The following is a 22,595-nucleotide window of genomic DNA, read 5'->3' as shown; positions in this document are numbered from 1 at the left end:
GTTTCCGTACGGCCCACCGCCGGTCAACCACCGCACCAGTCAACCGACTCCGAGGAGAACCCAGCATGCCCACGACGACCCTGCGCGCCCTCAACGGCCTCGACCAGACGCCCGCCTCGCTCACCGGCGCCACCCTCGTCCTGGTCGACTACCAGAACACCTACACCACCGGCGTGATGGAGCTGACCGGCTGGCGGGAGGCGCTGGACGCCGCCGCCGAGCTGCTGGGGAAGGCCCGCGCGGCCGGGGCGCGGGTCGTCCATGTGGTCAACGACGGCGGCGAGGGCACCCCGTACGACATCCGCGCCGAGATCGGCCGCATCCACCCCGCCGTGGCCCCGGTCGACGGCGAAGCGGTCGTCGTCAAGCGGACGCCCGACGCCTTCGCCGGCACCGACCTGGGCGGGCATGTGGACGCGGCGGGCCACCCGGACGTGATCGTGGCCGGATTCATGACCCATATGTGCGTGCTGGCCACCGCCGCGGGCGCGTTCCTGCGGGGCAACCGGCCCACGGTGGCGGCCGAGGCCTGCGCGACCCGCCCCCTGCCGTCGGCGAACCGGCAGGGGGCCGAGGTGCCCGCCGAGCAGGTGCACCGGGCCGCGCTCGCCATCGTCACCGACCTCTACGGGGTGGTGGTGGCCTCCTGTGCCGAACTCGGCTGAGCGGTCCTCAGACCGTCAGCACGATCTTGCCGAAGAGGTCGCCGGCCGCCATCCGCTCGAAGCCGTCCCGGGCCCGGTCCAGCGGCAGCACCCCGTCGATCACCGGGCGCACCCCGGTCGCCGCGCAGAAGGACAGCAGGTCCTCCAACTCGTCCTTGGAGCCCATGGTGGAGCCGACCACCTTCAGCTCCAGGAAGAAGATCCGGGTGAGCTCGGCGTGCGAGGGGCGGTCGCCGCTGGTGGCGCCGGAGATCACCAGGGAGCCGCCGGGCCGCAGCGACTTCACCGAGTGCGACCAGGTGGCCGCGCCGACCGTCTCGATCACCGCGTCCACCCGGTGCGGCAGCCGGGCGCCCGGCTCGAAGGCCTCGGCCGCGCCCAGCTCGACGGCCCGCTGCCGCTTGGCCTCGTCGCGGCTGGTGGCGTACACCCGGAGCCCGGCCGCCTTGCCGAGGACGATCGCGGCGGTGGCCACCCCGCCGCCGGCGCCCTGCACCAGCACCGAGTCCCCGGGCCGCACCCCGGCGTTGGTGAACAGCATCCGGTACGCGGTGAGCCAGGCGGTCGGCAGGCAGGCGGCCTCCTCGAAGGAGAGCTCCTTCGGCTTGGGCAGCACGTTCCAGGCCGGGACGGTGACCCGCTCGGCGAAGGTGCCCTGGTAGCGCTCGGTCAGCAGCGAGCGCGGCTCGTCGGGGCCGACGCCGTGGCCGCTCTGCCCGATCACCGAGTGCAGCACCACCTCCCGGCCGTCCTGGTCGATCCCGGCGGCGTCGCAGCCGAGGATCATCGGCAGCTTGTCCTCGCCGAGGCCGACCCCGCGCAGCGACCACAGGTCGTGGTGGTTGAGCGAGGCGGCCCTGACGGTGACAGTGGTCCAGCCGGGACGCGCCTCGGGCTCCGGGCGTTCGCCCAGTTCAAGGCCGTTGAGCGGCTGGTCGCGGTCGATTCTGGCGGCGTAGGCAGCGAACATGGCCCGACCCTAGGGCGGTCACGGGACGCGGCGGAACCACACCGGGGTGTGACACGCGCCGCGTCCCGCTCCTTTCGCGGCGAGGTCAGTCGCGGCGCCACTGGGCCGGGCTGCCCTTGGTCGCCGGGTCCTCGTACGAGCCGGTGCGGCCCCGGTCCACATGGAAGCTGGTCAGGGTGGTGACCGGGGAGAGCGGGTCGCGGCGGTCGGCGATCACCCGCATCCGGGTGGTGAACCGCTCCGGCGTCAGCTCGTAGACGTCGTAGCCGTAGCGGTTGCCCTCGAAGTACTTCAGATGCGGGTTGCCCCGGCCCATCAGCGGCCCGTTGGCGGTGTTCCAGTCGGCCGCGTAGCCGCCGGAGGTCACCGAGTGGGCGGTGAACTCGGTGCCGACCAGCGGGGAGGAGGTGTCGTCGAAGTCCACCCGGAGGTCGTCCACGAAGGCGGAGTGCCAGTCGCCGGTGACCACCACCAGGTCCTCCAGGCCGCTGCTGTGCACATGGCCGAGGATCTCCTTGCGCTCCGCCAGGAAGCCGTCCCACTGGTCGGTGAACATATACGAGCCGCCGGGCCGCCCGCGCAGCTGGCTGAGCATGATCGAGTTGGCCCAGACGTGCCAGGAGTCCGGCGCCCGGTCGATGGTGCCCTTCAGCCAGCCCTTCTGCTCCGCGCCCAGGATGGTGCCGTCGGCAAGGTTCTGCGCCGAGCGGTAGGAGCGCAGGTCCAGGACGGTCAGCTCCAGCAGGTTGCCCCAGCGCCGGGTGCGGTGCAGCACCGGGTCGGGCAGCGCGGACTCGCCGCCGTCGCGGTGCGGCATGTTCTCGTACCAGGCCTGGTACGCGGCGGCCCGCCGCTGCAGGAACGGCGCCCCGCCACCCGTACCGCTGTAGTCGTTGGCCACCTCGTGGTCGTCCCAGGTCAGGAACCAGGGGTGGGCCGCGTGCGCCTCGCGCAGGGAGGCGTCGCCCTTGTACAGGGCGTGCCGGCGGCGGTAGTCGGCGAGGGTGAGGACGGCGGGGCCCTCGTGGTCGCGGACATGGTCGCCGCCGACCGGGCCGTGCTCGTAGATGTAGTCGCCGAGGTGGACCACGAAGTCCACGTCCTCGCGGGCGATGCCGCGGTGGGCGGCGTAGTAGCCGTCGTGGAAGGCCTGGCAGTTGGCGGCGGCGAACCGCACCCGGGAGACGGTGCCGCTGGGCGCGGTCCTGGTCCGCCCCACCCGGCTGGTCTTCCCCAGCGCGCTGAACGCGTACCAGTACGTCCGCCCGGCGGCCAGCCCCTGCACCGGGACGTGCACGCTGTGCCCGAGGGTGGCGGAGGCGGGCGCGCTGCCCCGGGCGACCACCCGGCTCAGCGCCTGGTCCTCGGCCACCACCCACGCCACGGCCACCACCTCGGGCAGCCGCTGCTCGGCGGCGAGCGGCTCCGGGGCCAGCCGGGTCCACAGCACCACCGACCCGGGCTGCGGGTCGCCGGAGGCCACGCCCAGGGTGAAGGGCGCCGGGTCGTAGTCGGCGCCCAGGGCCTCGGCGGCCTCCCGCGCCTGTGCGGGCGACAGCCCGGCCGACAGCGGCCAGACGGTGTTCAGCGCCCCGGCGGCGCCGGCCGCCTTCAGCAGGGTCCGTCGGTCCAGCGTCACTTGCTGCCCCCCGTGAGCGTGAGCGATATCCCGTCCGCGTAGCCGTCGTTGGAGGTGCCGCCGCCGGTGCGGGTGAGCACCAGCAGCAGCCGGGCGGTACGCGCCCCGGGCGGCACCAGCGCCCCGGCGGTCCGCTTGACCAGCCCGGTCCGCCCGCCGCGCTCGCCGGAGGTCACCGGGCCCAGCACGCTGAGCGCCACCGGGGTGCCCTTGCCGTCCCGGAACTCCACCGAGAGCCGGGCCCCGTCCTCCTGGGCGGCGTATCCGCCGAGCCAGGCCTCCACCGCGTACCGCACCCGGCCCGCGTCGATCGCCGCGTGCCCGGTCGCCCCGGACGCGGGCAGGGCGATGTCCTGCACCAGTGCGGTACGCGGGGAGGTCCCGCCCGAGAAGAAGCGGCTGCCGCGCCGGTCCGGCCCGGGATCGCCGGTGCCGGGATAGCCGCCGCCGAAGGTGTACGCGACGAGCGCGGGCGCGCCCTGCGCCACCCGCCACCCGGTCACCGCGGTGACGGGTGCGTCGGTACCTCCGGGTCCGGTCTCGGCGTCGCCGTTGACGACCAGGTTCACTCGCGCCTCCAGGGTGGGGTTCCAGGGCTGTCGCGCCGGGGCATTGCAGCAGCCCCGGGTGAACTCGGGAAGAGCACCGGCGAACATCGCGCGAACCGTCCAAGGGCCAAGGACGGAAGTCCAACCGGGGCCCCCGTATTGACGCCGAGCCTCAGGGGGCGGGCGTGGCCTCGTACACCGCCCGGTGGACGGCACGGGCCAGGCGGGCGCCCCAGGGGGAGCGGGGGGCGGTGAAGGCGTGGAGGGGGTCGCCGGGGCGGGGGGCGCGGGGAGAAAAGGGGGCCGCGCCGCACCCTGCACGGGATGCGGCGCGGCCCTCGGGGGGTGTCAGCGGCGCGCGACGCCCTCGGCGCGGGCGGCGGCGGCCACCGCGGCCGTGACGGCCGGGGCGACCCGCTCGTCGAACGGAGAGGGGATCACGTAGTCCGCGGCGAGCTGGTCGCCGACCACGTCCGCCAGCGCGTTGGCGGCGGCGATCTTCATGCCCTCGGTGATCCGGGCGGCCCGGACCTGGAGGGCACCGGCGAAGATGCCGGGGAAGGCCAGCACGTTGTTGATCTGGTTGGGGTAGTCCGAGCGGCCGGTGGCCACCACCGCGGCGTACTTGTGCGCCACGTCCGGGTGGACCTCCGGGTTCGGGTTGGCCATGGCGAACACGAACGCGCCCGGGGCCATGGAGGCGACGGCCTCCTCGGCGACCGTGCCTCCGCTGACGCCGATGAAGACGTCCGCCCCGGCGAGCGCCGACTCCAGGGTGCCGGAGATGCCCGCCTTGTTGGTGAGCTCGGCCAGCTCCCGCTTGACCGGGGTGAGGTCCTCGCGGTCGCGGCTGACCACGCCCTTGCGGTCGGCGACCGCCACGTCGCCGAGCCCGGCCTCCAGCAGGAACTTGGCGATGGCGACACCCGCCGCACCGGCACCGGAGATCACCGCGCGCAGCTCGCCCAGGCCGCGGCCGGTGAGCTTGGCGGCGTTGCGCAGGGCGGCCAGGGTGACCACCGCGGTGCCGTGCTGGTCGTCGTGGAAGACCGGGATGTCCAGCCGCTCCTGGAGCCTGCGCTCGATGTCGAAGCAGCGCGGCGCCGAGATGTCCTCCAGGTTGACCCCGCCGAAGGAGGGGGCGAGGCGGACGATGGTGTCCACGATCTCGTCGGTGTCGGTGGTGGCGAGCGCGATCGGAACCGCGTCCACCCCGCCGAACTGCTTGAAGAGGATCGCCTTGCCCTCCATCACCGGGAGGGAGGCCTCCGGGCCGATGTCGCCGAGCCCCAGCACCGCGGTGCCGTCGGTGACCACGGCCACCACCTGGGACTTCCAGGTGTAGTCGTGCACGAGCTCGGGCTGCTCGGCGATGGCGGTGCACACCTTGGCGACGCCGGGGGTGTACGCCAGGGACAGGTCGTCCCGGTCGCGCACCGGCACGGTCGCCTGGATCGCCATCTTGCCGCCCCGGTGCAGGGCGAACGCCGGATCGAAGGGTTCGCCGGCGGCACTCTCGGCACTCTGGGTGCCCTTGTCGCTGTCGCTGCGAGGATTCACGATCTCCGCTGCCATTGTGTTGACCCCTTAATTCTTTGCAGTTGAGGGTGGCCACTCCTGGTTGAGGAGGGGTGGGCGGACCCGCGTACGCGCCCCGCGGCGGCGGATGACCCGCCCCCGCGGGGGGAGGTTGCGTACGCGCGGGCGCGCCGCACACGCGCCCTGAGCCCCGGATGAGGGGTGTAAGGGTCTGTTCTACCGGACGGAGGGCACCGACGACGAGTCGGTATGGGCGACGGCACAGCCGGGTCGCCCGGGGGCGGCCGCCCCGGCTCCGCGGGGTCCGTCCGGCGGACCTGCCGAAACCCCGTCACCGTCACCGGCCCCCGTCGCCGGACCCGGTCACGTCAGCGACCCGTCAGCGGCCCCGGGCCACCGGCCGGGGTCGCCGGCCCCGCCACCGCCCCCGTCGAACACGGACTGTGACCGGCGTAACGACTCATCTCCGGAAATGCTGACAAGTCCGCACGACGACCGTTTTGCCGCCGGAATACCGTCCGCATGACGAGATCGGCCGGAGATTTTCCGGCCCGGAAGTCAGGGCCCCGCAGATGGTCCGGCCTTGTCGTACCGGCCTCGCGGGGATCGGGGGTTTCCCGTTATCCGATTTTGACATGCCAAGTCCCCTGCGCCCCCCGGTCCGAATGGCAAGATGCGCGTATTCACACGAGGTCGCGACACCCGAAGGTGTGTGTGCCCGACCGATTGGCTTCCCCTCTTCGCGAGCTCCAGCAGCTCCACGAGCCTTCACCAGCCGGAGGAACCCGACCATGACCGCAAGCACCACCCGTTCGGCCACCGCGAGGACCCGGACGTCGAAGCCGTCCCGGATAGCCGCCCTCGCCGCCGTCGCGGTCGCCGGCTCGATGCTGCTGACCGCCTGCGGCGACCAGACCGAGAGCGGCAAGGTCGCCCCCCAGGAGGAGGGCTCCTCCCAGGCCGCCGTCGCCGCCCCGCTCGCCGACCGCCTGCCCAAGGCGATCCGCGACAAGGGCGTGATCAAGGTCGGTTCGGACATCGCGTACGCCCCGGTCGAGTTCAAGGACAAGGACGGCAAGACCACCGGTATCGACCCGGACCTGGCCGACGCGATGAGCAAGCAGCTCGGGGTGAAGTTCGAGTTCCAGAACGGCACCTTCGACACCCTGATCACCGGTCTGCGCGCCAAGCGCTACGACATCGCCATGTCGGCGATGACGGACACCAAGGACCGCCAGGAGGGTGTCGACTCGGAGACCAAGAAGAAGGTCGGCGAGGGTGTCGACTTCGTCGACTACTTCTCCGCCGGTGTCTCGGTCTACACCAAGAAGGGCGCCGACAAGGGCATCAAGACCTGGTCGGACCTGTGCGGCAAGAAGCTCGTGGTGCAGCGCGGCACGGTCTCGCACGACCTGGCCAAGGCCGAGTCCAAGAAGTGTACGGAGGGCAAGAAGGGCGAGATCGCCATCCAGTCCTTCGACAACGACCAGCTGGCCCAGACCCGGCTGCGCTCCGGTGGCGCCGACGCCGGCTCCTCGGACTTCCCGGTCGCCGCGTACGCGGTGCAGACCTCCGGCGGCGGCAACGACTTCCAGATCGTCGGCGAGCAGGTCGAGGCCGCCCCGTACGGCATCGCCGTCGCCAAGGGCAACGACCAGCTGCGGGACGCGATCAAGTCGGCGATGGACGCCATCATCGCCAACGGCGAGTACAAGAAGATCCTGGACAAGTGGGGTGTCGCCGCAGGCGCGGTGACCGAGGCGAAGATCAACGGCGGCGTCTGAGCGTCCGGCCGCAGAGCACCGCGCAGGCCTGAAAGGCACCACCGTGAGCACTGACATCGACAAGAAGCCGGCGGAGGACACCCCTCCGCCGCCCGGCGGCCCGGAAGCCATCAAGGCGATCCCCGTCCGGCACATCGGCCGCTACATCACCGCGGTCGTCGCGATCGCGCTGTTCGCCGCGATCGTCTACGCCTTCTCGCAGGGCAAGATCAACTGGGACGCCATCCCGGAGTACTTCTTCGAGGACCGGATCCTGGAGGGCGTCGGGCAGACCCTGCTGCTGACCGCCGTCTCCATGGCGATCGGCATCGTCGGAGGCATCCTCCTGGCGGTGATGCGGCTCTCCAAGAACCCGGTGACCTCCTCCATCGCCTGGTTCTACATCTGGTTCTTCCGCGGCACCCCGGTCCTGGTCCAGCTGATCATCTGGTTCAACCTGGGCCTGGTCTTCGAGTTCATCAACATGGGCCCGGTCTACAAGGACGAGTGGGCCGACTTCATGACGCCGTTCCTGACGGCGCTGCTCGGCCTCGGCCTCAACGAGGCCGCGTACATGGCCGAGATCTGCCGCGCGGGACTCCTCGCGGTGGACGAGGGCCAGACCGAGGCCGCGCACGCCCTGGGCATGAGCCACTCCAAGACCCTGCGCCGGATCGTGATCCCGCAGGCGATGCGGGTGATCGTGCCGCCCACGGGCAATGAGGTCATCAACATGCTGAAGACGACCTCACTCGTCTCGACCGTGCAGTTCTACGAGTTGCTGCGGAACGCCCAGGACATCGGCCAGACATCCGGCGCCCCGGTGGAGATGCTCTTCGTCGCCGCCTCCTGGTACCTGATCCTGACCTCAGTCCTCAGCGTCGGCCAGTACTACCTGGAGCGGTACTACGCCCGCGGCTCCAGCCGCAGCCTGCCGCCGACCGTCTTCCAGAAGATCAAGGCCAACGTCCTGTCCCTGTCCAACCGCCCGGCGGGAGGTGCCGCATGACCGCCATGGTGAAGGCCGAGGGCGTCCACAAGTCCTACGGCGCCGCCCACATCCTCAAGGGCATCGACCTGGAGGTGGCCGAGGGCGAGGTGTTCTGCCTGATCGGCCCGTCCGGCTCCGGCAAGTCCACCTTCCTGCGGTGCATCAACCACCTGGAGAAGATCAACGCCGGCCGGCTGTACGTCGACGGCGAGCTGGTCGGCTACCGGCAGAAGGGCGACAAGCTCTACGAGCTGAAGGACAGCGAGGTCGCGCTGAAGCGGCGGGACATCGGCATGGTGTTCCAGCGCTTCAACCTGTTCCCGCACATGACGGCCGTGGAGAACGTCATGGAGGCGCCGGTCCAGGTCAAGGGCGAGAGCCGGGCGGTGGCCCGGGAGCGGGCGAAGAAGCTGCTGGACCGGGTCGGCCTCGGCGACAAGGCCGGCAACTACCCCTCGCAGCTCTCCGGCGGCCAGCAGCAGCGGGTGGCGATCGCCCGGGCGCTCGCCATGGAGCCCAAGCTGATGCTCTTCGACGAGCCGACCTCCGCGCTCGACCCCGAGCTGGTCGGCGACGTCCTGGACGTGATGCGGGACCTCGCCGAGTCGGGCATGACCATGGTGGTCGTCACCCACGAGATGGGCTTCGCCCGCGAGGTCGGCGACTCGCTGGTCTTCATGGACGGCGGCGTGGTCGTCGAGTCCGGCCACCCCCGCGAGGTGCTCACCAACCCCCAGCACGACCGGACGAAGGCGTTCCTGTCCAAGGTGCTGTAGCTCCGAAGCAGCCTCACGGCGGAGGGGCGGTACGGGATCCCCGTACCGCCCCTCCTCCCGTACGTCCCGCTCCCCCGGCTACCGCACCGCCAGCACCAGCGCGTCGCTCGGCGAGGACCAGACCGCGCGGGCCTCGGCGAAGCCGGCCGCGCGCAGGGTGCGGGCGTGCCAGTCGGCGGAGGGGGTGTCACCGTCGGCGTGCTCCCCGTAGATCGCGAACCGCTCGGCGGTCGGACCGGCCAGCGCCGGGTCCTTGGCGGCCAGCTCCCACCAGCCGGCCCAGTCCACCGCGCCGGCCGCCTTGCGCCGTTCCATCGCGGCATACCGGTGGGCCCGCTCGGCCTCGTTGATCCGCGGGGTGGTCTCGTCGATCATCCGGTCGGCGTTCATGAAGGCACCGCCCTCCCGCACCACTCCGGCGAGCTGCCCGTACAGCACGGCCAGCGGCTCGCTGTGCAGCCAGTGGAGAGCCGTGGCCGTGAGTACCGCGTCGTAGGAGCTGTGCGGCAGCGCCCGGGTCCACTCCGGGTCCTTCAGATCCGCCCGGACGAAGGAGACCCGGTCGTCACCGGCGAAGTAGCCCTCGGCGATGGCCAGCAGGGCGGGGTCCAGGTCCACCCCGGTGCTGCTCGCGTCCGGGAACCTTTTCAGCAGCCGGTCCGTGATACTCCCCGTACCGCACGCGAGGTCCAGCACCCTCGGCGCGGTGCCGGCGATCGCCTCGACCATGTCGAGCATGACCCGGAACCGCTCCTCGCGGTCGGGCATGTACCACTCCTGCTGGCGGTCCCAGCTCTCCTGCCAGCCGGCCCAGTCCGCCGCCACACCGTTCCCCGTCCCCGCACCCGTTCCCGTTCCCGCAGACGCCTCCGCCACCGTGGCCCTCCGTAATACCCTCGACTGAGTACCGTCTCTTACTGCCTTCCGCCCGACCCTAGACCGCCGCCGTAAGGACTACAAGTGGAACTGGCCTCTTACTCGGACTACGCCGTACGACTGGTGAACACCGAGGAGCCGGCGCGCGGCTCCGACTCCCTCACCTCGGTCGAGGCGGTCCGCGAACTGTTCGGCGCGGCCTCGCAGATGGCCCGGCGGGTCACCGACTCCGACGTCACCCGCTTCCGCTCCATCCGCGCCCGGCTCCGCGCCGTCTTCACCGCCGCCGACGCGGGCGACCACGGCGGCGCGGTGGACCTGCTCAACTCACTGCTGCTGGAGTTCCCGGTCAGCCCGCAGATCTCCGGCCACGACTTCCTGGACGACGAGGGGCGGCCGCGCTGGCACATGCACCTGGCGGACCACTCCTCCAACGCCACCACCGGGTACGCGGCGATCGCCGCGATGGGCCTCGCCTTCCACCTCACCGAGTACGGGGCGGACCGGTTGGGCCTGTGCCAGGCCGCGCCCTGCCGCAACGCCTATCTGGACACCTCGACCAACCGCTCCCGGCGCTACTGCTCCGACCGCTGCGCCACCCGCGCCAACGTGGCCGCCTACCGGGCCCGCAAGCGCCGGGAGGCGGGCGCGGCGGACACCGGCCGCACCGCCGAGGCCAGCCAGGCGAGCACCGCGCCGGGCGAGCGCTGAAGCCCCGGCCGCATCCCCCGGTAGCGGGCCGCCACCCGCCCGAGCACCAGCTCCTCCGGTACGGGGCCGAAGGCCCGGCTGTCGGTGCCCTCGGCCAGCTCGCTGTCCCCCAGCACCCACCAGCCGCCGGGCCGCCAGCCGGCCAGCCGCTTGACGATCAGCAGGTCCTGCTGGAGCGGATGACGCATCACCGCCACGTCCCCGGTGCGCAGCGGCACCCCGTAGCGGACCAGCAGCCGGTCCCCGTGCACCAGGGTCGGCACCATGGACGGCCCCGCCACCTCGGCGAACCCCAACGCGGGCCCCTGGCCCCTGCGCCGCCCGCTCATCGGCCCCTCTCCTCCGCTCCTTGGAGCTTCCTCCACCGGTCCCATCCTCACCCCGGACTTTTGTCGTAAGCCCACGGGGGCACCCGAGAAAAGCGCCGCCTCAGGGAGTAATGTCCCACCTGAGAAGACGATCACGAGGAAGGACGGCACCATGCTTTCCCGCCTGTTCGCCCCCACGGTGAAGGTCAGCGCGCACTGCGACCTCCCCTGCGGCGTGTACGACCCGGCCCAGGCCCGTATCGAGGCCGAGTCGGTCAAGGCCATCCAGGACAAGATGGCCGGCAACGACGACCCGCACTTCCAGGCCCGCGCCACCACCATCAAGGAGGAGCGCGCGGAGCTGGCCAAGCACCATGTCTCGGTGCTGTGGAGCGACTACTTCAAGCCCCCGCACTTCGAGAAGTACCCGGAGCTGCACCAGCTGGTCAACGACACCCTGAAGGCCCTCTCGGCCGCCAAGGGCTCCAAGGACCCGGCCACCGGCCAGAAGGCCCTGGACCACATCGCCCAGATCGACAAGATCTTCTGGGAGACCAAGCAGGCCGCCTGACCCTGCCGCGCATCACCCCACGGGGCCCGTCCAGCGACATCGGACGGGTCCCGTCGGCGTTCCCGGACGGGAGCGCGGACGGATCGGCCCCGAGTCCCAACTGCCGCCCGTGAAACGGCCGTCGGCGCATGCACGGGGTGACCGGGGGGTAGCGTCGGGCCATGTCGACACCTCCCCCGTCCTCTCCGCCCGGCCCCGGCCCGCACCAGCCCGGCGGCCCGGTGGAGCACAACCCGTACGCGCAGCCGCTCGGGCACCTTCCCGGGCAGCCCGGTCCCGGTGGGCCGTATCCGCCGATACCGCACGGCCCGCCGGCACCGCCCGGTGGGCGCAGACGGGTGCCGGGGTGGGTGTGGGGCCTCGGCGGTGTCCTGGTGGCGTCGGCGGTGTGGGCGGGGGCGCTCTTCGGCAGCGGGGTGCTGGACGACCCCGAGCCGGAGTTCGGCGGGCACCGGTACGCCGCCGACCTCTGCGAGACGTTCCGCTTCGAGGGGTTCGAGGAGCGCTACGACTTCCAGGACGTCGAGGACGGCGACGCGTACGGCTCCCGGCAGCAGGCGGTCGACCAGAGCTCCTGCAGCCGCCGGTTCAACGCCAAGGACGCCGAGGACACCACGCTCGCGGACGGCTATCTCTCCGCGCAGGCCGTATGGCACAAGGGGTCCGACCCGGCGCCGGAGTTCGCCTCGCTGCAGAGCGCGTCCGAGGACCGCTCCACCGACGACTACACCTACGAGGTGGCACCCGCCGGCGACCTGGGCGACGAGGCGTACACGGTGACCACGGTCCGGAAGTCCGGCACCGGGGAGAAGGAGGTCGGCAACATGTCGCTGGCCGCCCGGGACGGGTGGTTCACCCTGGAGCTGTCCTGGAGCTGGTACGGCTCCGACGACGAGGGCGAGGTGCCGACGCGGCAGGAGCTCCGGCGGCTGCTGGACAGCGAGATGCGCTCGGCCCTGGAGGCGCTGCGGAAGTAGCGCGCTGGGCGGGCGGGACGGTGGGGGTCATGGGGGGTTCGGCCTTCTGGGAGGAGTGGGGGTTTCCCAGTGGTGGGGGGATGAAGGGACGGGGGGCGGGCGGGTCAGGCCGCCTGGATCAGGGGGCTGCCGTGGCACATCAGCCACTGGCGGTAGGGGCGGGCGCGCAGGGCGGCGTCCCGGTAGGCGGCGGTGAGTTCGGCGTACGCCGCGGGGCCGGCCTCGGCGCCGGGTCTGCTGTAGAGCAGCAGCCGTACGCCCAGTGGGTCGCCCAGTAACGGCCGTATCGCCATGTCGTCACGCGGCCCCGAGGTCGGCTGGCAGGGCGCCACGGCCTCTCCGGCGACGATCAGCGAGGTGGCCGTGTGGTAGTCGGCGTGCAGGATGGGCGGGTCGATGCCGGCCTCGTCCAGCACCCGGCGCAGCCCGTCCCACTCGCCGTCCACGGTGGGGTCCACCATCCAGCGGTCGCCCGCCAGATCGGCCAGGTCCACCACGGCGGAACCGGCCGCCGGGTGGTCCAGGGCCAGCGAGACGAACTGCGGCTCCCGCTCCACCAGGACGTGCCGCTCCAGGCCCTCCGGGACCCGCAGCGGGCTGCCCTCCACCTCGTGGACGAAGGCCACGTCGAGCTGACCGGCGGCGAGCGCGCGCAGCAGGGCGTTGGCGGAGACGTCCATGTGCAGGGTGATGTCGGTCCCGGGCAGCCGCTGCCGCAGCCGGCGCAGCCAGCCGGCCAGCGCGCGGCTGGCGGTGGAGCCGACCCGCAGCCGGGCCCCGTCCGGGCAGGCCGCCGCCGCCCGGGTCTCGCTGACCAGCACCGCCATCTGCGCCACCAGCGGACGGGCCCGGCTGAGCACGGTCAGCCCCAGCGGGGTGGGCCGGCAGCCGCCCCGGGCCCGGGTGAACAGCTCCGCGCCGAGGGCGTTCTCGATACGGCGCAGCTGGGTCGTCAGGGACGGCTGGCTGACGCCGAGCTGGCGGGCGGCCTTGTGCAGGCTGCCGCTGTCGGCGATGGCGCACAGCGCCCGCAGGTGTCTCACCTCCAGTTCCATATCCGCAGATTAGGACGGGCACCGCACGTCACACCAGACACGCAGGGGGAGTTGGGGGAGGCGATACGCCGGGGTTATCACCCGTTGGCATCATCCGTACGGGGCCAGCTTTCCCCGACACTCCTGTCAGACCGGACGGCCCACCCAACCGTTCCGGCAGTACCCCACAAGGAGCCCCCCATGAAGCTCTCCAAGACCGGGCTGGCCGCTGCCCTGAGTCTCGCCGCCGCGCTGGCCGCCGTTCCGGCGACCGCCTCCGCCGCGCCCGCGCCGGTGGACGCCCCCGCCGCGTACGCCGCCTACAACGGTTCGAGCCAGGAGGCCAAGGCCAACAAGGCGTTCTTCGACGCCGTGCTGAAGTCGGTCGCCGAGAAGCGCGCGGCCAACCCGAGCGCGCTGGCCGTGACGGTCCGCTACTCGGTGGCCAGCGCCCCGAGCTTCCGCAGCCAGATAGCCAACTCCACCCGGATCTGGAACAGCTCGGTCAGCAACGTCCAGCTCCAGGAGACCAGCTCCAGCCCGGACTTCCGCTACTACGAGGGCAACGACTCGCGCGGCTCGTACGCGTCGACCGACGGCCACGGGCGGGGTTACATCTTCCTGGACTACCGGCAGAACCAGCAGTACAACTCCAACCGGGTCACCGCCCACGAGACCGGCCATGTGCTCGGCCTGCCGGACACCTACTCGGGTCCGTGCAGCCAGCTGATGTCCGGCGGCGGCCCCGGCACCTCCTGCACCAACGCGGTGCCGGACTCCCGGGAGCGCGCCCGGGTGAACCAGCTGTGGGCCAACGGCCTGGCGTCGGCGGCCAAGGCGGGCTGACCCCCGCCGCTCGTCACCGGAGCACCGGAGCCCTCACGGCTCCGGTGCTCCGGTGCGTGTGCCTCCGGTACGGGGGTGCTCCCGGTACGGAGTGTGTTCCCGGTACGGGGTGTTCCCGGTACGGGGTGTTCCCGGTACGGGGTTCAGACGGCCGCTTCCACCAGGGCGCCCGTGCGCTCGAAGCGGGTGCCGGGCGGCAGTTGGCGGCGCACCCGGTCCAGGGCCTGCTCGAAGTCCCCGCCCCAGAGGCCGGACTCGTAGGCGGCGCCGCCCCAGTGCAGGGTCAGCTGGAGGTCCACCCGCTCGGGAGAGCCGTCGGACAGGGCCTCGCCGAGGGCCAGCAGGCAGCTGAGGGTGGCGGGTTGGACGGAGCCGTCGGCGAGGATCACCGGCATGGGCAGGTCCCACTCCAACACGCAGCCGGACAGCGGCAGTCCGCCGTTCTCCTCGTCCGCGGTGAGCGCCTCCAGCCGGCTGCCCGTGTACTCCACGCCCCTGACGCGGATGGCGATGCGCCGCCCGCCGTCCGCCGTGATCGCGATCGCTTCCGCGCCGCGGCGGTCCCGGTACCAGCCGGTCCAGACTTCCGTCGACTCCGATGACATGGCGCGGACTGTAGCGGTACGGCGGCCTCCGGCGTGCGGCCGGAGGCCCATCGCGCCGGACTTCGGCCGGTCTTGCCCTTCTTGTCCGGGCGGGCGGGCCGGAAGCGGCCCCGGCCCCGAAGTCGCTCGGCTACCGCTTGCGGACGTAGCGGCGCACCAGCACGCCGTTGGGGAAGGTGTGGACCTCCTCCAGGGCGAAGTCGCTCACCGCGAAGCCGGAGCCGAACATCGGCAGCCCGGAGCCGTAGACCTGGGGGTAGGTCTTGATGACGATCTCGTCGATCTCCTCCCGCAGCACACCGGCGATCTCCGCGCCGCCGCAGAGCCAGATGTCCAGCGGGCCGTCCTCCGCCTTCAGTTCGCGGACCCGCGCCGGCAGGTCCTCGCGGACCAGCTCCACGTTCGGGTACGGGGACTCGGTGAGGCTGCGGGAGGCGACGATCTCACGGAGCGAGCCGTAGGTGCTGGGCAGCCCGGCGTCCAGGCCGACCTGGTAGGTGCCGCGGCCCATGACGACGGTGTCGAACCGCTTGGGCGGCGCGTCCGCCCTCCCCAGCGAGGCGAGGTACGGGGCCGGGAAGGTCTCCGGGTACTCGTCCAGCGTCCAGGTCTGGTACTCGCCCTCCACGAAGCCGTACATGGACGAGGCGTCGCCGCCCGGGTCCCCGATGAAACCGTCGATTGAGCAGGCGATGAGGTAGACGAGCTTGCGCACAGGGCCTCCAGGCGGTCGGGGTGGTCCGTGACCACTTCGGCCACACTACTTCAACTGAAGTGCATAGCGAAAGGGCTTTCGACCCCGCACCGACCGGAGGCCCATGGGCTCAGCGCGAGCGCCGGGTGACGAACTCGGCCAGCGCCAGCAGGTCCCCCGCCGCGGCCAGGTCCGGTACGGCCCCGGAGAGCTGCTGGACGGCGAGTGCCATCCGGTCCGCCGCCTCCGCCTGCGCCCAGTCCCGGCCGCCGGCCCGTTCGACCGCGTCGGCGGCCCGCAGCACCCCGGCGGCGTCCAGCGGGGCACCGGCGTACAGCTCCGCGAGCTCCCGGCCGGCGGGGGTCCCCGACCGGAGCGCGGCGACCACCGGCAGCGACTTCTTGCGCGCGGCCAGGTCCGCCCCGGCGGGCTTCCCGGTGCGCGCCGGGTCGCCCCAGATGCCGATCAGGTCGTCGATGAGCTGGAAGGCCAGTCCGGCCTCCCGGCCGAAGGCGTCCATCGCCGCCACATCCGCCTCGCCGGCGCCCGCGTACAGGGCGCCCAGCGCGCAGGCGCAGCCCAGCAGCGCTCCGGTCTTGGCGGTCGCCATGGCCAGGCACTCGTCGAGCGAGACCTCGTCGGGGCCGCGCTCCTCGAAGGCGCAGTCGGTCTGCTGGCCCGCGCAGAGCTCGATGACACAGGCGGCCAGCCGGGCCGAGGCGGCGGCGGAGGCCGGGTGCGGGTCCTCGGCGAGCATCCGCAGCGCCAGGGCCAGCATGGCGTCGCCGGCGATCAGGGCGTCCGGTATCCCGAAGACGGCCCAGGCGGTGGCCCGGCCGCGGCGGGTGGAGTCCTGGTCCACGATGTCGTCGTGCAGCAGGGTGAAGTTGTGCGCCAGCTCGACCGCGGCGGCGGCCCGGACGGCGGAGGCGGAGTCCCCGCCGAGCGCCCGCGCGGCGGCGAGGACCAGGGCCGGGCGGATGGCCTTGCCACCCGGCGGCCCGGCCACCGGACTGCCGTCGGGCCGGGTCCAGCCGAAGTGGTACAGCGCGATTCCGCGCACCGGCGGCGGCAACGACTCGACGGCGGCCCGCAGTTCGGGGTGCACCGCGCCGCGGACACGGTCGAGGAACGCCGCGGCGCCCCGGTCGCCCTCGGTCGCGGTGTCCCGGTCGGTGGTCATGGTCATGGTCTCTCTCCGTACACCTGGTCTCCGTTCACCTGGCCCCTCCCTTTGGCTTGGAGGGGCGGTGCGGGGCCGGGGGTGGCGCCGCGGCTGGTGGCGCCCGCCCCCGGCCGGCCGGCTACCGCCAGCGGCCGACCTCGACGTTCTCCAGGACGCCGAGCGCGTCCGGGACGAGGATGGCCGCGGAGTAGTAGGCGGTGACGAGGTAGGAGATGATCGCCTGCTCGTCGATGCCCATGAAGCGGACCGAGAGGCTGGGCTCGATCTCGTCCGGGATGCCGGTCTGGTGCAGCCCGACCACGCCCTGCTCGTCCTCACCGGTACGCATGCAGATGATCGAGGTGGTCCGGGCGTCGGAGACCGGGATCTTGTTGCAGGGGAAGATCGGCACGCCCCGCCAGGTGGGGATGCGGTGCCCGCCGACGTCGATCGACTCCGGCACCAGACCGCGGCGGTTGCACTCGCGGCCGAAGGCGGCGATCGCCTTGGGGTGGGCCAGGAAGAGCTTGTTGCCGCGCCGCCGGGAGAGCAGCTCGTCCAGGTCGTCCGGGCTCGGCGCCCCGTCGTGCGGCTGGAGCCGCTGCCCGTAGTCGCAGTTGGAGAGCAGCCCGAACCGCGGGTTGTTGATCAGCTCGTGCTCCTGGCGCTCGCGCAGCGCCTCCACCGTGAGCCGCAACTGCTGCTCGGTCTGGTTCATCGGGTGGTTGTAGAGGTCGGCGACCCGGCTGTGCACCTTCAGCACGGTCTGCGCGACGCTCAGTTCGTACTCGCGCGGGGCGGCCTCGTAGTCGACGTAGGTGTGCGGGATGACCGCCTCGCCGACGTGTCCGGCGGACAGCTCGATGGCCTTCTCGCCGTGCTTGTTGGTGCGCTGCCGGGGCAGGGCCGCCACCCGGTCCAGATGGCCGGCCAGCGATTCGGCGCGGTCGGCGAGGTTGCGCACGTCGGCGCGGGTGAGCTGGAGGACGGTGCACCGGGTGGCCGCCCGGACGGTGGCGTCCCAGCCGGCGTCCGCCTCGGTCAGCGCGGCGTCGCCGAAGTAGGCCCCGTCGGCCAGGACTTCGAGCACCGCCTCGTCCCCGTACGGGCCGGTGCCGATCCGCTCCACCTTGCCGTGCGCGAGCAGATAGAGCCGGTCGTTGTCCGCGCCCTCCTCGGCGATGACGTCCCCGGGCGCGAACTCCCGCTGGGTGCAGCGCTGCGCCAGCTCCTCCAGCGCCGCCTCGTCCTCGTACTCCCGCAGGGCGGGCAGTTCGCGCAGCTCGGCGGGGATGACCGCGACCCGGTCCCCGGTCTGCACGAAGGTGACCCGCCCGTCGCCGACCGCGTAGGTGAGCCGCCGGTTCACCCGGTACGCGCCGCCCTGCACCTGCACCCAGGGGAGCATCTTCAGCAGCCAGCGGGAGGTGATCTCCTGCATCTGCGGTACGGACTTGGTGGTGGTCGCCAGGTTCCTGGCCGCGGCCGTACCGAGACTCTGCTGTGCGGCTCCCCGCTCGGAGTCCGTCTCGCCGCCGACCGAACCGGCCGAGTCGACCGAACCAACCGAACCAACCGTCATGGACTGTTCCCCTCGCACACATCGATCCACATGACCCCTGCTCGCTGGGCACCGCCCAGCGCGGACCGCCCGGGGTGATCACCGGGCGGCCTGCGGCAACGAGCCTGTCAGCGCGACGCGTGACGGCGCCATTACACGAAGGAGTGGGACTGAAACGGGAGCCGGCGGGGCAATACCGCGCGTTTCCACCCGTCCGGCCGCGCTCGGGCGCGGTGGCCGAAAGTGTACGGTCCGGTCAACGCAGCGCGCACGGATGGGGACGGAGGGTGTCCGAGCGGGTAAGGAACCGGTACCAGCCGGATTCCGGTAGCGGTGGTTCCGCCGAATCCCCGCGCTCCCGGGTCCCGTTGCCCCCGCCATCCCCGCGGGGCACCGACCGTCGAGACATCGCCGGCCGCCGTACGTACCACCCTCCGACCCGCTCCCCCGGCCTCCCCGGGGCGCCCCCCACGCACCCGCCGGACCGCCGCGTCCGGTCGCGTCCTCGCCCCGGCGGCCGACAGTCCTATGTAAGGAGGCGGCCATGGCCACACCCATGTCCGCGAGTTCGTTCCTCGACATCCTGCGTGACGAGGGGCTGACCGTCGTCCAGGTCGGCTCCTGGCGCACCCACAACCGCAACCACAAGGGCCCCTGGGGCCCGGTGCACGGGGTGATGATCCACCACACCGTCACCAGAGGAGCCGACGCCACCGTGCGGATCTGCCGGGACGGCTACTCGGGCCTGCCCGGACCGCTCTGCCACGGGGTGATCACCAAGGACGGCCGGGTCCATCTGGTCGGCTACGGCCGTGCCAACCACGCCGGGCTCGGCGACGACGACGTGCTGCGGGCCGTCATCGCGGAGACGGCCCTGCCGGCGGACAACGAGTCCAACACCGACGGGAACCGGCACTTCTACGGCTTCGAGTGCGAGAACCTCGGCGACGGCGAGGACCCCTGGCCCGAGGCGCAGCTGCTGGCCATCGAGAAGGCGTCCGCCGCGATCTGCCGCTGGCACGGCTGGAACGAACGCTCGGTGATCGGCCATCTGGAGTGGCAGCCGGGGAAGATCGACCCGCGCGGCTTCTCGATGAACACCATGCGCACCCGCGTCGGCCGCCGCCTGGGCTGAGCCGGCCGGGCCGCCCGAGCACGTCCCGCGCGCACGGGACACCGCCCGTGCCCGCGGGCCATGGCCGTCCTCGCCGGAGATGCCCGTGACCGGCGGACACCGGCCGTGGTCGCGGGGCACCGGCTGTGCCCGCGGGGCGATGGCCCTGCCCGCGGGCCGATGGCCGGGCCCGCGGGACAATGGCCGGGTGAACGCGCCCCCGCCCCTCGACCCCCGTCTGCCCTCGCCGCTCGACGAGGTGGCGGACGAGCGGTTCGCCCGGCGGGGGGTGCGGCTGCTGCTGAAGCGGGACGATCTGATCCATCCCGCGCTGCCCGGCAACAAGTGGCGCAAACTGGCGCCCAATCTGGCCGCCGCGGCCGGGCGGCCGGTGCTCACCTTCGGCGGCGCCTACTCCAACCACCTGCGGGCGGTGGCGGCGGCCGGCCGGCTGTTCGGCTTCCCCACCACCGGGGTGGTGCGCGGCGACGAGCTCGCCGGCCGGCCGCTCAACCCGTCGCTGGCCCGGTGCGCCGCCGACGGGATGCGGCTGCTCTTCGTGGACCGCGCCACCTACCGGGCCAAGGACGACCCGGAGGTGCTGGCGTCGCTGCTGGACCGGGCGCCCGAGGGCAGCACCGTGGTGCCCGAGGGCGGCAGCAACGCCCTGGCCGTACGCGGCTGCGCCGAGCTGGGCCGGGAGCTGCGCGGCCGGGCCGACGTGGTGGCGGTGGCCTGCGGCACCGGCGGCACCCTCGCCGGACTGGCCGCCGGCCTGGGCCCGGGGCAGCGGGCCCTCGGCATACCGGTGCTGCGCGGCGGCTTCCTGGGCGGTGGGATACGCGCGCTCCAGACCTCCGCGTACGGCGGCCCGGTGGGCGACTGGAGCCTGGACGAGCGCTTCCACGGCGGCGGCTACGCCCGTACCTCCCCTGCCCTGCACGCCTTCGCCGAGGACTTCGGCGCCCGCCACGGGCTCGCGGTGGAACGGCTGTATGTGGCCAAAATGCTGCACGGGCTCACCACCCTCACCGAGGAGGGCGCCTTCCCACCCGGAACCACCCTCGCCGCCGTCATCACCGGCACCCCCGGGCCGGGCGACCCGGGCGGCGACGGAGGCCCGGGCGACGGCGGGAACCCGGGCGGCCCCGCAGTGGCCGGGTAGCCCCGGCCGACCCCGGGGCCGCCCGGCGGGCCCGCGGCTCCGGGTGACCCGGCCGGCAAGGCCCGCGGCTCAGGTCTCGGTGCCCGCCTCCCGGTAGGCCGCGGCTTCCTCCAGGTCCAGGCGGCGGAGCAGGGTGCGCATCATCTCGTCGTCGATGCGGCGCTCGTCGCGCAGCCGGACGAAGACCTCGCGCTCGGCGTCGATCACCTCGCGGGCCAGCCGGCGGTAGGTGTCGTCCGCGGACTCCCCGGTGATCTCGTTGACCGCGCCGAGCCGTTCCCAGACCGCGTTGCGGCGGCGCTCCAGGACCGCACGCAGCCGCTGGGCGAGCGGCTCGGGCAGGGTGTTGCGCTCGTCGGCCAGGAGCTCGTCCAGCCGCTGCCGGGAGGCGGTGGAGGCCTCGCTCTGGGCCTGCGCCTCGGCGAGGGTCTCGGCCTGCGCGTCCCGACCGGGCAGCTTCAGGACCCGGATCAGCGGCGGCAGGGTGAGCCCCTGCACCACCAGGGTCCCGATGACCGTGGTGAAGGTCAGGAAGAGCACCAGGTTGCGGGCCGGGAACGGCTCCCCGTCGGTGGCGACCGGGATGGAGAAGGCGATGGCCAGCGACACCACGCCCCGCATCCCGGCCCAGCCGATCACGATCGGCGAGGTCCAGGGCAGCTGCGAGCGGCGGCCGCGGAGGGTGGGGGACACCAGCCGGATGAGGTACGTGACGGGGAAGACCCAGACGAACCGGGCCACCACCACCGCCAGGAAGACGGCCGCCGCGTACCAGGCGGCCTCCCCGATCCCGTACTCCCCCAGCCCCCGCACCACATAGGCGAGCTGGAGGCCGATCAGCGCGAAGACGGAGGACTCCAGCACGAAGGCGACCACCTTCCACACCGCGTCCTCCTGGAGCCGGGTGGCGAAGTCCACCTGCCAGGAGCGGTGGCCCAGGTAGAGGGCGACCACCACCACGGCGAGCACCCCGGAGGCGTGCACCCGCTCGGCGACCGCGTAGGCGACGAACGGGATGAGCAGCGAGACGGTGTTCTTCAGCAGCGGGTCGCGCAGCCGCCGGCGCAGCCAGTGGATCGGCACCATCAGCACCAGGCCCACCACCACCCCGCCCAGCGCGGCCACGGCGAACTCGGCGATCCCGCCCGCCCAGCTGACCCCTTCCCCCACCGCCGCGGCCAGCGCCACCTTGTACGCGGTGATCGCGGTGGCGTCGTTCACCAGGGACTCGCCCTGGAGGATGGTGGTGATCCGGCCGGGCAGTCCCAGCCGCCGGGCGATCGCGGTGGCCGCGACCGCGTCCGGCGGGGCCACCACCGCGCCCAGCACCAGCGCGGCGGTCAGCGGCAGGTCGGGCACCACCAGGTAGGCCAGGTAGCCGACGGCGACGGTGGCGAACAGGACGTAGCCGACCGACAGCAGCGCGACCGGCCGGATGTTGGCCCGCAGGTCCAGGTACGAGGAGTCCAGCGCGGCGGTGTGCAGCAGCGGCGGGAGCAGCAGGGGCAGCACGATGTGCGGGTCCAGGGTGTAGTCCGGCACCCCGGGCAGGTAGGAGACGCCGAGTCCGACCGCGACCAGCAGCAGCGGTGCCGGGACGGGCGTGCGGCGGGCCGCCCCGGCGATGGCGGCGCTGACCGCGATCAGCGCCACGAGGGGCAGTACGTCCATGGGTTCCTCCCCGCTCTCCCGGCCGGCGCCCCGGCCCCGCGGCCTCGCCCGGCCGCCGCCGTGGCCTCACGGCCGCGACCGTCGTAACCTGGCCATCATGATCGAGTGTCCGCATGTGACGGAACTGCCGCGCCCCGAGCCGGCGCCGCTGACCGACACCTGCCCCGAGTGCCTGGCGGCCGGGACGCATCCGGTGCAGCTGCGCAAGTGCCTGGTCTGCGGGCACGTCGGCTGCTGCGACACCTCGGCCGGCCGGCACGCCACGGGCCACTTCGAGCAGACCGGCCATCCGGTGATGCGCACCTTCGAGCCGGGCGAGGACTGGCGCTGGTGTTTCGAGGACGGTTCCCTGGTCTGATCCGGATCCGGGTCCGGTGGTACGGGCGGTGCGCGGGGCGTCACGGTT

At 72.9% G+C, this 22,595-nt stretch carries 23 protein-coding genes; 11 read left to right on the top strand and 12 right to left on the bottom strand.

The window, feature by feature from the left end; translation table 11 throughout:
- Nucleotides 1–65: 65 nt before the first annotated feature.
- A complete protein-coding gene (locus M1O15_RS08285; protein WP_248632616.1) occupies nt 66–665 on the top strand; it encodes a cysteine hydrolase family protein in 600 nt (199 codons plus the stop codon).
- A 7-nt stretch (nt 666–672) separates the two neighbouring features.
- On the opposite strand, the gene M1O15_RS08280 is transcribed toward M1O15_RS08285, so the two are convergent.
- The 4 genes from M1O15_RS08280 to M1O15_RS08265 all read right to left on the bottom strand — a co-directional run bounded on the left by M1O15_RS08280 (nt 673) and on the right by M1O15_RS08265 (nt 5,397).
- A complete protein-coding gene (locus M1O15_RS08280) occupies nt 673–1,635 on the bottom strand; it encodes a zinc-binding dehydrogenase (protein ID WP_248632615.1) in 963 nt (320 codons plus the stop codon).
- Between the two features lie 85 nt (nt 1,636–1,720).
- Nucleotides 1,721–3,274 carry an alkaline phosphatase D family protein gene (locus M1O15_RS08275; protein ID WP_248632614.1) on the bottom strand — a complete coding sequence of 518 codons (1,554 nt, stop codon included), beginning with the start codon at nt 3,272–3,274 and terminating at the stop codon, nt 1,721–1,723.
- Nucleotides 3,271–3,843, bottom strand: coding sequence for a phosphoesterase (locus tag M1O15_RS08270; protein WP_248632776.1), 573 nt, complete (start codon nt 3,841–3,843; stop codon nt 3,271–3,273). The genes M1O15_RS08275 and M1O15_RS08270 overlap by 4 nt, the downstream gene beginning before the upstream one ends.
- Nucleotides 3,844–4,170: 327 nt before the next feature.
- A complete protein-coding gene (locus M1O15_RS08265) occupies nt 4,171–5,397 on the bottom strand; it encodes an NAD(P)-dependent malic enzyme (protein ID WP_248632613.1) in 1,227 nt (408 codons plus the stop codon).
- Between the two features lie 755 nt (nt 5,398–6,152).
- Here M1O15_RS08265 and M1O15_RS08260 point away from each other — a divergent pair.
- From M1O15_RS08260 to M1O15_RS08250, 3 genes are read left to right on the top strand one after another with little or no spacing between them, the layout of a single operon-like run.
- Nucleotides 6,153–7,145 carry an ABC transporter substrate-binding protein gene (locus tag M1O15_RS08260; RefSeq protein WP_248632612.1) on the top strand — a complete coding sequence of 331 codons (993 nt, stop codon included), beginning with the start codon at nt 6,153–6,155 and terminating at the stop codon, nt 7,143–7,145.
- Nucleotides 7,146–7,188: 43 nt separating this feature from the next.
- A complete protein-coding gene (locus M1O15_RS08255) occupies nt 7,189–8,133 on the top strand; it encodes an amino acid ABC transporter permease (protein ID WP_248632611.1) in 945 nt (314 codons plus the stop codon).
- Entirely contained in the window at nt 8,130–8,891 is a 762-nt protein-coding gene (locus M1O15_RS08250; protein ID WP_282576471.1) for an amino acid ABC transporter ATP-binding protein, read from the top strand. Before M1O15_RS08255 ends, M1O15_RS08250 begins: the two co-directional genes overlap by 4 nt.
- A gap of 78 nt (nt 8,892–8,969) precedes the next feature.
- Here M1O15_RS08250 and M1O15_RS08245 read toward each other — a convergent pair whose 3' ends face one another.
- Complete coding sequence (locus M1O15_RS08245) at nt 8,970–9,659, bottom strand: class I SAM-dependent methyltransferase (protein WP_248632774.1); 690 nt, start codon at nt 9,657–9,659, stop codon at nt 8,970–8,972.
- A 192-nt stretch (nt 9,660–9,851) separates the two neighbouring features.
- On the opposite strand from M1O15_RS08245, the gene M1O15_RS08240 reads away from it, so the two are divergent.
- Nucleotides 9,852–10,478, top strand: a complete 627-nt coding sequence (locus M1O15_RS08240) for a CGNR zinc finger domain-containing protein (protein ID WP_248632610.1) — start codon at nt 9,852–9,854, stop codon at nt 10,476–10,478.
- Here M1O15_RS08240 and sodX read toward each other — a convergent pair.
- Complete coding sequence (sodX, locus tag M1O15_RS08235) at nt 10,385–10,807, bottom strand: nickel-type superoxide dismutase maturation protease (protein ID WP_248632609.1); 423 nt, start codon at nt 10,805–10,807, stop codon at nt 10,385–10,387. The genes M1O15_RS08240 and sodX overlap by 94 nt on opposite strands.
- 151 nt (nt 10,808–10,958) lie before the next feature.
- Here sodX and sodN point away from each other — a divergent pair, with 151 nt between their 5' ends.
- Both sodN and M1O15_RS08225 read left to right on the top strand, forming a co-directional pair.
- Nucleotides 10,959–11,357, top strand: coding sequence for a superoxide dismutase, Ni (sodN, locus tag M1O15_RS08230; RefSeq protein WP_248632608.1), 399 nt, complete (start codon nt 10,959–10,961; stop codon nt 11,355–11,357).
- Between the two features lie 161 nt (nt 11,358–11,518).
- Nucleotides 11,519–12,334, top strand: coding sequence for a hypothetical protein (locus M1O15_RS08225; protein ID WP_248632607.1), 816 nt, complete (start codon nt 11,519–11,521; stop codon nt 12,332–12,334).
- A gap of 104 nt (nt 12,335–12,438) precedes the next feature.
- Here the strand turns inward: M1O15_RS08225 and M1O15_RS08220 are convergent, their stop codons facing one another.
- Nucleotides 12,439–13,389, bottom strand: coding sequence for a LysR family transcriptional regulator (locus M1O15_RS08220; RefSeq protein WP_248632606.1), 951 nt, complete (start codon nt 13,387–13,389; stop codon nt 12,439–12,441).
- Between the two features lie 180 nt (nt 13,390–13,569).
- Between M1O15_RS08220 and snpA the strand changes: the two genes are divergently transcribed.
- Nucleotides 13,570–14,214: a snapalysin gene (gene snpA / locus M1O15_RS08215; RefSeq protein WP_248632605.1), complete on the top strand. Its 645-nt coding sequence runs from the start codon at nt 13,570–13,572 to the stop codon at nt 14,212–14,214.
- Between the two features lie 143 nt (nt 14,215–14,357).
- Here snpA and M1O15_RS08210 read toward each other — a convergent pair whose 3' ends face one another.
- From M1O15_RS08210 to M1O15_RS08195, 4 genes are all read right to left on the bottom strand, one after another.
- The gene (locus M1O15_RS08210; protein ID WP_248632604.1) at nt 14,358–14,819 is read right to left on the bottom strand and encodes a DUF6304 family protein; all 462 of its coding nucleotides are present in this window, start codon (nt 14,817–14,819) and stop codon (nt 14,358–14,360) included.
- A gap of 130 nt (nt 14,820–14,949) precedes the next feature.
- Nucleotides 14,950–15,534 (bottom strand): dihydrofolate reductase family protein, encoded by a 585-nt coding sequence (locus M1O15_RS08205; RefSeq protein ID WP_248632603.1) that lies wholly within the window; start codon nt 15,532–15,534, stop codon nt 14,950–14,952.
- A 109-nt stretch (nt 15,535–15,643) separates the two neighbouring features.
- Nucleotides 15,644–16,702, bottom strand: coding sequence for a family 2 encapsulin nanocompartment cargo protein polyprenyl transferase (locus M1O15_RS08200; protein ID WP_248632602.1), 1,059 nt, complete (start codon nt 16,700–16,702; stop codon nt 15,644–15,646).
- 115 nt (nt 16,703–16,817) lie between these two features.
- Nucleotides 16,818–18,260, bottom strand: a complete 1,443-nt coding sequence (locus M1O15_RS08195; RefSeq protein WP_248632601.1) for a family 2B encapsulin nanocompartment shell protein — start codon at nt 18,258–18,260, stop codon at nt 16,818–16,820.
- A 523-nt stretch (nt 18,261–18,783) separates the two neighbouring features.
- Here M1O15_RS08195 and M1O15_RS08190 point away from each other — a divergent pair.
- Complete coding sequence (locus M1O15_RS08190) at nt 18,784–19,374, top strand: N-acetylmuramoyl-L-alanine amidase (protein WP_248632600.1); 591 nt, start codon at nt 18,784–18,786, stop codon at nt 19,372–19,374.
- 187 nt (nt 19,375–19,561) lie between these two features.
- Nucleotides 19,562–20,518, top strand: coding sequence for a 1-aminocyclopropane-1-carboxylate deaminase/D-cysteine desulfhydrase (locus tag M1O15_RS08185; RefSeq protein ID WP_248632599.1), 957 nt, complete (start codon nt 19,562–19,564; stop codon nt 20,516–20,518).
- A 69-nt stretch (nt 20,519–20,587) separates the two neighbouring features.
- Here the strand turns inward: M1O15_RS08185 and M1O15_RS08175 are convergent, their stop codons facing one another.
- Nucleotides 20,588–22,189, bottom strand: a complete 1,602-nt coding sequence (locus M1O15_RS08175) for a Na+/H+ antiporter (RefSeq protein WP_248632598.1) — start codon at nt 22,187–22,189, stop codon at nt 20,588–20,590.
- 97 nt (nt 22,190–22,286) lie between these two features.
- Between M1O15_RS08175 and M1O15_RS08170 the strand changes: the two genes are divergently transcribed.
- Nucleotides 22,287–22,547, top strand: a complete 261-nt coding sequence (locus tag M1O15_RS08170; protein ID WP_248632597.1) for a UBP-type zinc finger domain-containing protein — start codon at nt 22,287–22,289, stop codon at nt 22,545–22,547.
- Nucleotides 22,548–22,595: the final 48 nt, after the last annotated feature.

The sequence above is a fragment of the Streptomyces lichenis genome (assembly GCF_023218175.1).
Lineage (GTDB): Bacteria > Actinomycetota > Actinomycetes > Streptomycetales > Streptomycetaceae > Streptomyces > Streptomyces lichenis.
The sequence above is the reverse complement of the archived record's forward strand: the minus strand, read 5'-3'. Positions and strand labels throughout refer to the sequence as shown.